Below are 6,811 nucleotides of genomic sequence, written 5' to 3' on the forward strand. Positions count from 1 at the left end.
CGGTGCGACGAAGGGAGCAGCGAGTGGGCGGCGGGCACGCACCGGGCGTCGGGCGCAGGGCGACCAGCGAGTTCCCGGCCGGCTGGACCGACGAGCAGATCATCTCCGTGGTCAAGGACGTCGCGAACGACCCCAGCGAGGCCCGGCGGCAGCAGCGCAACGGCCGCTGGCGCTGTGCCGGCGAGCGGTTCAACGTCCACCTGATCGTGCTGGTCGAGGACAACGGGCACGTGCACACCGCCTACCCGGTGGCCGGGCCCGGCGTGGTCCGCAACCCCGACACCGCGCGCGACCCGGCGAACCCGACGGTCGCCGACCTCAAGGGCAACCGGATCAGCTTCTTCGCCGACAGCGTCCTGACCACGATCGGCAACCGGCTCTCCCCGGAGGACTACACGCACTACCGGACGTTGCTGTGGGCCGGCGAGTGGGAGGAACTGGCCGACGTGCTGGCCGCGCACGCGTACCGGGTCGGCTTCGGCTTCTCCGCCGACGAGTTTTCGGACTTCGAGAAGCTGCTCAACAGCTACGACCTGCCGGTGCCCGGGTGCGTGTTCCTCAACGACCGCGAGCACATCCTCAAGCAGCTGCGGCCGGCCTAGCGGAAGTCGTACCCCTGGAAAGCCGCGATGGGGGCGTAGCCGAGGCGGCGGTACAGGGCGTTGCTGGTGACGTTGGCGGGATCGGTGTAGAGGACGACGTCCGTCGCACCGGCGGCCAGCGCGGCCTGGCTCACGGCGACCGTCACGGCACCGGCGTAACCCCGGCCGCGGAACCGGGCCGGGGTGTAGACGGGGTCGACCCGGACCATGCCCGCCAGCACCGGGGTCGATCCCGCCATGGCGACGGGCGAATCGGTCTCCCAGAACGTGAACTGCTTGCCGGCGAAGTTCGACGCAGCCCAGGACCGCTCGTCGGCGATGGGCGCCTGCCCGACCGCGGTGGCGAACTCGCTGCACCAGCGGATGACCTCCGCACGGTCCCGCGCGGCCAGCGCGCGGCCTTCGGGCATCGGCTCCGGCGGGGTGAGGGTGCCGAGCCGGTAGAGCCGGACCCGCACCCCGGGCACCGGCACCGCGTCGGTGTGCCGTCGCCACGCCTCGGCGAACGCGCCGGCGGTGTCGTCCTCCCCGGTCACGCCGGACAACGGCCGGCCGACCAGTGCCGCGGCGAGGGCGTCGGCCTCGCCGGGGGCGACCGCGGTGAGGATCAGGCGTTGCGCCGGGCGGCAGTAGCAGATCGCGCGGACCTCGCCGTCCTGCTCCAGCCGGCCGAAGAGCGTGCCCTTTTCCTCCTGCGTCCGCAACTTTTCGAGCCGGGTCAGCTGCGAGGTGTGCAGGGCGGGACGCGAGCGCAGGAAGTCGCCGGTCCGGGCGAGGAAGTCTTCGATGTCCTCGGTGAGGTGCCAGGGCATTTCCGCAGGTCAGCTCGCCTGCGAAAGCGTGGGTGACGCGGCGGGCGTGACGGCCGCGCGCAGCTCCTCCAGCGGCAGGCCGACGGCATCGGCGATCGCGGCGACCGTGAAGAAGGCCGGTGTCGGGATGCGCCCGGTCTCGATCTTCCGGAGCGTTTCGACCGAGATCCCCGCCTCCGCGGCGACTTCGACCATGCTCCGGCCGGCCCGCGCCGCGCGCAGTGCCTGGCCGAGGCGTTCGCCCCGTTCTCGCTCTTCATCCGTAAGCGGTACCCGAACCATGGGTGTGATTCTAATACCACCGGAGTTGTCCACCGCCTGTGGACAACTCTGTGCACAGGTGTGGAAAGGCCCCGCCGAACCTCCGTTCGGCGGGGCCGCCACCAGCCCTTGTGGTGTCAGGCGCCCGCGGGCACCGGAAGTGGCATGCCGGGCAGGCTCTGGTCGTTCGGCACCACGCCGTCGACGAGGTAGGCCTCCACGACCTTGTCCACACCCGCGTTGCCGCCGGCGTAGATGCCGTGGTCACCCTCACCGGTGATCGTCAGCATCCGCGAACCCGCGAACGCCTTGTGCGCGCGCCGCGCGCCCTCGATCGGCGTCGCCGGGTCGTGCTCCGACTCGACGATCAGCACCGGCGGGACACCCTTGCCGTCCAGCACCGGGAGCGGGGACGGCGGCTTCTTCCAGAACAGGCACGGCTGGATGAACCAGCCGGCACCCAGGAGCGGCAGCTGCTGGTCGATCAGCTTCTGCGAGTCCTTGATGGCGCTGTTGGGCGAGCCGGTCCACGGACCCTCGTTGCACGGGATGGTCCAGAAGCTGGCGTCGTAGGAGTCGCCGTCGGCCGGCACCATCAGCGGCTGCGGGCCGTAGGTGACGGTGCTCTTGTCGCCGGCCTTGACCTTCTGCGCGGCCGCGGACTTGGCCTGCGCCGAAGCGGTGCCCTGGGTCAGCGTGCGGACGCTGACCAGGTAGTCGGCCAGGCCGGGGAAGGCGCGCTTGGAGTAGATCTGCGACGCGATGAACGAGTCGAGGCCGTTGGCCGAGACGGTCGAACCGTCGGGCAGGGTGACCGCGCCCTGGGTCAGGGCGTAGCGGACCTGCTCGTAGGTCTGGCGGGCCGCTTCGCCGGTGGTGCCGAAGTGGTAGAGCTTGTCGTACTTCGCCACCCACGGGAGGAAGTCGGCCCGGAAGCGGCGCTCGAAGCCGAGCGGCTGCCAGTCGAACGACTTCTGCCAGGTCGTGGTGAACTCCGTCGAGGAGTCGAGGACGAACCGGCCGGTGCGGGCCGGGTAGGCCTGCGCGTAGTGCGCGCCCATCCAGGTGCCCGCGGAGTAGCCGACCCAGTTGATCTTGTCGCGGCCGAGCAGCACGCGCAGCAGGTCGATGTCCTTGACCGTCTGGTCGGTGTTGATCAGCGGGCCCAGCTCGCCGGACTTCTGCTGGCAGGACAGCGCCGCGTACTTCGTCGCCTGCAGGATCAGGTTCAGGTTGCCGCGGTCGCGGTCACGCGGGTCCAGGTCCGACCCGGTGCCGATGGCGCCGCCGCAGGTGATGTTGGTGCTCTTGCCGGTGCCGCGCGGGTCGAAGCCGACGATTTCCTGGTGCTCGCGCAGCTTCGGCTGGTTGCGCAGGCGGGCCGGGAAGTTGCGGCCGGGCGCACCCGGGCCGCCGGGGTTGGTGACGACGCTGGCGGTCGCGTCCTTGGTCGCCTTCAGCCGGCTGACCGCGATGGTCAGGTCGATCTGGGCGTTGGCCTGGTACCAGTTGCGCGGGGTCTTGTAGGTCGCGCACTCCATGTCCTCGGCACCCGCGGGCGGGGCCGTCGGCAGCTCGGAGGGGACAGCGCACTTGTGCCAGTCCAGCTTCTGGTTCGCGTACTGCGCCGGGATGTTCGTGGAGTTCAGCGGCTGCTTACCGGCCGCGACCTCCTGACCTGCGAACGCAGGCGTGAACCCGGCCAGCAGGGTGCCGGCGATCGCCGGGATCACCACCGCGTAGCGGAGTCGTGTCATACGGTTGCCCCTTTTGGGTTTGCGCGTGCGGAGTCGGGCTATTGATATCGGGCCGGTAGGTGCGGGGCAACCGACGTTGGTCGGCATCGGCGACCGGGGCGATCAAATCGATATCGGACAAGCGTGACTCGCTGTCACTGAGGTCTTAAGGTCAGGCAGTCGGTTACGGGAGTGTTAGGTGAGGTCCGATGTCGACTGTGAAGCACGACGGAAAGGTGCGCGGGTTTCAGTTCAGCCCGTGGAACCTGCTCCTGATCGTCCCGCTGCTGGTCCTGGTCACGCCATTGTTCAACATGGACGGTCCACGGTTGTTCGGCCTGCCGTTCTTCTACTGGTTCCAATTCCTCATGGTCGGCGTCGGGGTGCTGAGCACCTGGATCGTCTACCTGATGACGAGGAAGAGCCCGACCGTTGACGCGCCGGACAAGCTGAGCGTCGAGGACCTGGACGAGGGGGACGCTCGATGAGCAACCTGCAGTGGCCCGAGCTGATCATCTTCACGATCCTGTTCGCGCTGGTCACCGTCCTCGGCTTCATGGCTTCGCGCTGGCAGCGGGGCAGCACGCTGGACCACCTGGACGAATGGGGTCTCGGCGGCCGCAAGTTCGGCTCGTGGATCACCTGGTTCCTGCTCGGCGGTGACCTCTACACGGCGTACACGTTCGTCGCGGTGCCCGCGCTGGTGTTCAGCGCCGGCGCGCTCGGCCTCTACGCGCTGCCGTACACGATCGTCGTCTACCCGATCGTCCTGCTCCCGGCGCTGCGGATGTGGTCGGTCTCGCGGGTGCGCGGCTACGTCACCCCGGCCGACTTCGTGCGCGGCCGCTTCGGCTCGCCGATCCTCGCGCTGCTGGTCGCGATCACCGGCATCGTCGCGACCATGCCGTACATCGCGCTGCAGCTGGTCGGCCTCGAAGCCGTGCTGCGGACGATGGGCATCAACGGCTCCGGCATCGTCGGGCACCTGCCGCTGCTGGTCGCCTTCGTCATCCTGGCCTTCTACACCTACCAGTCCGGCCTGCGGGCGCCCGCGCTGATCGCGTTCGTCAAGGACATCCTGATCTACATCGTGATCCTGGTGGCGATCATCTACCTGCCCTCGAAGCTGGGCGGCTGGTCGCACATCTTCGACACGGCGGTGGCCAAGTTCGACAAGACCCCGTCGAAGGCCGACGGCATCCTGTTGAACGCCAACAACCAGCTGCAGTACGCGACGCTGGCCCTGGGCTCGGCGCTCGCGCTGTTCCTGTACCCGCACTCGCTGACCAGCGTGCTGGCCTCGCGCGGCCGCAACGTCATCAAGCGGAACATGGTCGCGCTCCCGGCGTACTCGCTGGTGCTCGGCCTGCTGGCCCTGCTCGGCTACGTGGCGATCACCGCCGGTGTCAAGCCGCTGACGAACGCGGCCACCGGCAAGGCGGACGGCAACACGATCGTCCCGGTCCTGTTCGACAGCCAGTTCTCGTCCTGGTTCGCCGGCATCGCGTTCGCCGCGATCGGGATCGGCGCCCTGGTGCCGGCGGCGATCATGTCGATCGCCGCGGCCAACCTGTGGACGCGCAACATCTACAAGGAGTACATCCGCAAGAACGCGACACCGCAGGAAGAAGCGAAGCAGGCGAAGCTCGCTTCGCTGGTCGTGAAGCTCGGCGCGGTCGCCGTGATCATCCTGATCGACCCGCAGTTCTCGATCGACCTCCAGCTCATCGGCGGCGTGCTGATCCTGCAGACATTGCCGGCCGTGGCGCTCGCGTTGTACACGCGCTGGTTCCACCGCTGGGGCCTGATCGCGGGCTGGGTCGTCGGCATCGGCTGGGGCCTGATCATGCTGTACGGCATCCCCAACCCGGCCAACGGCAAGCAGCACTTCGGCGGTTCGGCGCTGTCACTGGGCAACCTGTCGCTGTTCGGCTGGCACCCGTTCGCGGGTTCGGCGGTCCAGATCTACGTCGGTTTCGTGGCGTTGATCGGCAACCTGGTGGTCACGGTGATCGTGACGGTGATCGCCCGGCAGCTGAAGGTCTTCAACGGCACCGACGACACCAACGCCGAGGACTACCACGCCGACGAGAACGACAAGGACCTGCGCCCGATCGGTGTCCACTAAGGACTCTCGCGGCGGACGAGCGTCCGTGACACGAGGTAGAGCACCACGCCGGTGAGCAGGTGCCAGAGGAAGTGCGTGCCGGCCGGGACGTAGTCACACACGTCCCGGTCGAGCCCGCGCAAGCTCAATGAGAGCGCGAAGATGGCACCTGCCACGGCGGAGTGCGTCCAGTGGGTGTCGCGCTTGAAGGCGAGTATCGCGGCGAAGACGCCGAGGCCGATGAGAGCGCCCAGGTAGAGCCCGCCACCCAGCAACGCCGAGCCGACGGTCAGCGCGAGGAACACCGGCGCGGCGGCCCACGCCCAGCGCGGGCCCCAGTTTTCGCGGGTGAACAACACGGCATACACGGCCGCGAAGAGAAGGAGAGCGCCCGAGTCCCCGACGGCCGCCCAGCGCGTCGCGAGCAGGTGGAAGGCGGTGCTCGCGACGAAGACGAGCCCGATCAGCACCGCGAGCACCCGCCCGGTCCGATCCCCCTTGGCCAGCCGCCACACGAGCACGGCGGCGACGAGGAACGCGAGGCTGCTGAGACTGTCGAGCGGCTCACCCCAGAGCCCGGGCGCAACGCGTTCGCAGTACCCGTCGACGTAGTCCGTCACGCCGACAGCCAACCACGGCTAGCGTGAAGCCCATGAGCGACGTGAGCCGGTTTCCGGTGGTGGACCTCGAGGACCTGCCCGACGACCTGCGTGAACGAGTCGGTGCGATCGCGGAGAAGTCGGGCTTCGTGCCCAACATCTTCCGCGCCCTCGGCCACCGCCCCGCCGAGCTGCGGGCGTTCCTCGACTACCACGACGCGCTCATGGAACGCACCGACGGACTCACCAAGGCCGAGCGGGAGCTGGTCGTCGTCGCCACCTCGGGCGCCAACCACTGCACCTACTGCGTCGTCGCCCACGGTGCCATCCTGCGCATCCGCGCGAAGGACCCCGAGCTGGCCGACCGCGTGTCGAGCAACCCGTGGCAGGTGGAACTCGACGACCGCGGCCGCGCGATCGTCGATCTGGCACTGGCGCTCGCCCAGGATTCCGCGTTGTTCGGCGAAGGTGACCTCGAAGCCGCGCGCAACGCCGGCCTGACCGACGACGAGATCTGGGACGTCGGCGCGATCACGGCGTTGTTCGCGATGTCGAACCGCCTCGCCCACCTCACTGCGCTCCGCCCGAACCCGGAGTTCTTCCTGCTCGGCCGGGTGCCGCGCTAGCTGTGATGTCCAGGGAGGTTGGTCAGCCGGGTGACCGGCGGCTTGCCGCCGGTTGAGCTGTGGGGTCG

Annotated in this window: 8 protein-coding genes; 4 read left to right on the forward strand and 4 right to left on the reverse strand. The window is 69.0% G+C overall.

Annotated features, from left to right (window positions below):
- Positions 1-23: 23 nt before the first annotated feature.
- Positions 24-602, forward strand: coding sequence for an EndoU domain-containing protein (locus C2L58_RS26395; protein ID WP_103340370.1), 579 nt, complete (start codon positions 24-26; stop codon positions 600-602).
- Here C2L58_RS26395 and C2L58_RS26400 read toward each other — a convergent pair.
- The 3 genes from C2L58_RS26400 to C2L58_RS26410 all read right to left on the reverse strand — a co-directional run bounded on the left by C2L58_RS26400 (position 599) and on the right by C2L58_RS26410 (position 3,432).
- Positions 599-1,414: a GNAT family N-acetyltransferase gene (locus tag C2L58_RS26400; protein ID WP_103340371.1), complete on the reverse strand. Its 816-nt coding sequence runs from the start codon at positions 1,412-1,414 to the stop codon at positions 599-601. The genes C2L58_RS26395 and C2L58_RS26400 overlap by 4 nt on opposite strands.
- Positions 1,415-1,423: 9 nt before the next feature.
- Positions 1,424-1,696, reverse strand: a complete 273-nt coding sequence (locus C2L58_RS26405; RefSeq protein WP_103340372.1) for a helix-turn-helix domain-containing protein — start codon at positions 1,694-1,696, stop codon at positions 1,424-1,426.
- Between the two features lie 116 nt (positions 1,697-1,812).
- Positions 1,813-3,432, reverse strand: coding sequence for an alpha/beta hydrolase (locus C2L58_RS26410; RefSeq protein WP_103340373.1), 1,620 nt, complete (start codon positions 3,430-3,432; stop codon positions 1,813-1,815).
- 188 nt (positions 3,433-3,620) lie between these two features.
- Here C2L58_RS26410 and C2L58_RS26415 point away from each other — a divergent pair, with 188 nt between their 5' ends.
- Both C2L58_RS26415 and mctP read left to right on the forward strand, forming a co-directional pair.
- On the forward strand, positions 3,621-3,899 hold the full coding sequence (locus C2L58_RS26415; protein WP_103340374.1) for a DUF3311 domain-containing protein: 279 nt from the start codon (positions 3,621-3,623) through the stop codon (positions 3,897-3,899).
- Positions 3,896-5,539, forward strand: a complete 1,644-nt coding sequence (mctP, locus tag C2L58_RS26420; RefSeq protein ID WP_103340375.1) for a monocarboxylate uptake permease MctP — start codon at positions 3,896-3,898, stop codon at positions 5,537-5,539. Before C2L58_RS26415 ends, mctP begins: the two co-directional genes overlap by 4 nt.
- Here mctP and C2L58_RS26425 read toward each other — a convergent pair.
- The gene (locus tag C2L58_RS26425; RefSeq protein ID WP_103340376.1) at positions 5,536-6,138 is read right to left on the reverse strand and encodes a hypothetical protein; all 603 of its coding nucleotides are present in this window, start codon (positions 6,136-6,138) and stop codon (positions 5,536-5,538) included. The genes mctP and C2L58_RS26425 overlap by 4 nt on opposite strands.
- Before the next feature lie 32 nt (positions 6,139-6,170).
- Here C2L58_RS26425 and C2L58_RS26430 point away from each other — a divergent pair, with 32 nt between their 5' ends.
- Positions 6,171-6,743 (forward strand): peroxidase-related enzyme, encoded by a 573-nt coding sequence (locus C2L58_RS26430; RefSeq protein WP_103340377.1) that lies wholly within the window; start codon positions 6,171-6,173, stop codon positions 6,741-6,743.
- Positions 6,744-6,811: the final 68 nt, after the last annotated feature.

The organism is Amycolatopsis sp. CA-126428, from assembly GCF_002904335.1.
Taxonomy (GTDB): domain Bacteria; phylum Actinomycetota; class Actinomycetes; order Mycobacteriales; family Pseudonocardiaceae; genus Amycolatopsis.

Bases quoted from the DNA above. Each gene is read 5' to 3' on its own strand.
- C2L58_RS26400 (WP_103340371.1), bottom strand. From the start codon at position 1,414: ATGCCCTGGCACCTCACCGAGGACATCGAAGACTTCCTCGCCCGGACC.
- C2L58_RS26415 (WP_103340374.1), top strand. From the start codon at position 3,621: ATGTCGACTGTGAAGCACGACGGAAAGGTGCGCGGGTTTCAGTTCAGC.
- C2L58_RS26430 (WP_103340377.1), top strand. From the start codon at position 6,171: ATGAGCGACGTGAGCCGGTTTCCGGTGGTGGACCTCGAGGACCTGCCC.
- C2L58_RS26410 (WP_103340373.1), bottom strand. From the start codon at position 3,432: ATGACACGACTCCGCTACGCGGTGGTGATCCCGGCGATCGCCGGCACC.
- C2L58_RS26405 (WP_103340372.1), bottom strand. From the start codon at position 1,696: ATGGTTCGGGTACCGCTTACGGATGAAGAGCGAGAACGGGGCGAACGC.
- mctP (WP_103340375.1), top strand. From the start codon at position 3,896: ATGAGCAACCTGCAGTGGCCCGAGCTGATCATCTTCACGATCCTGTTC.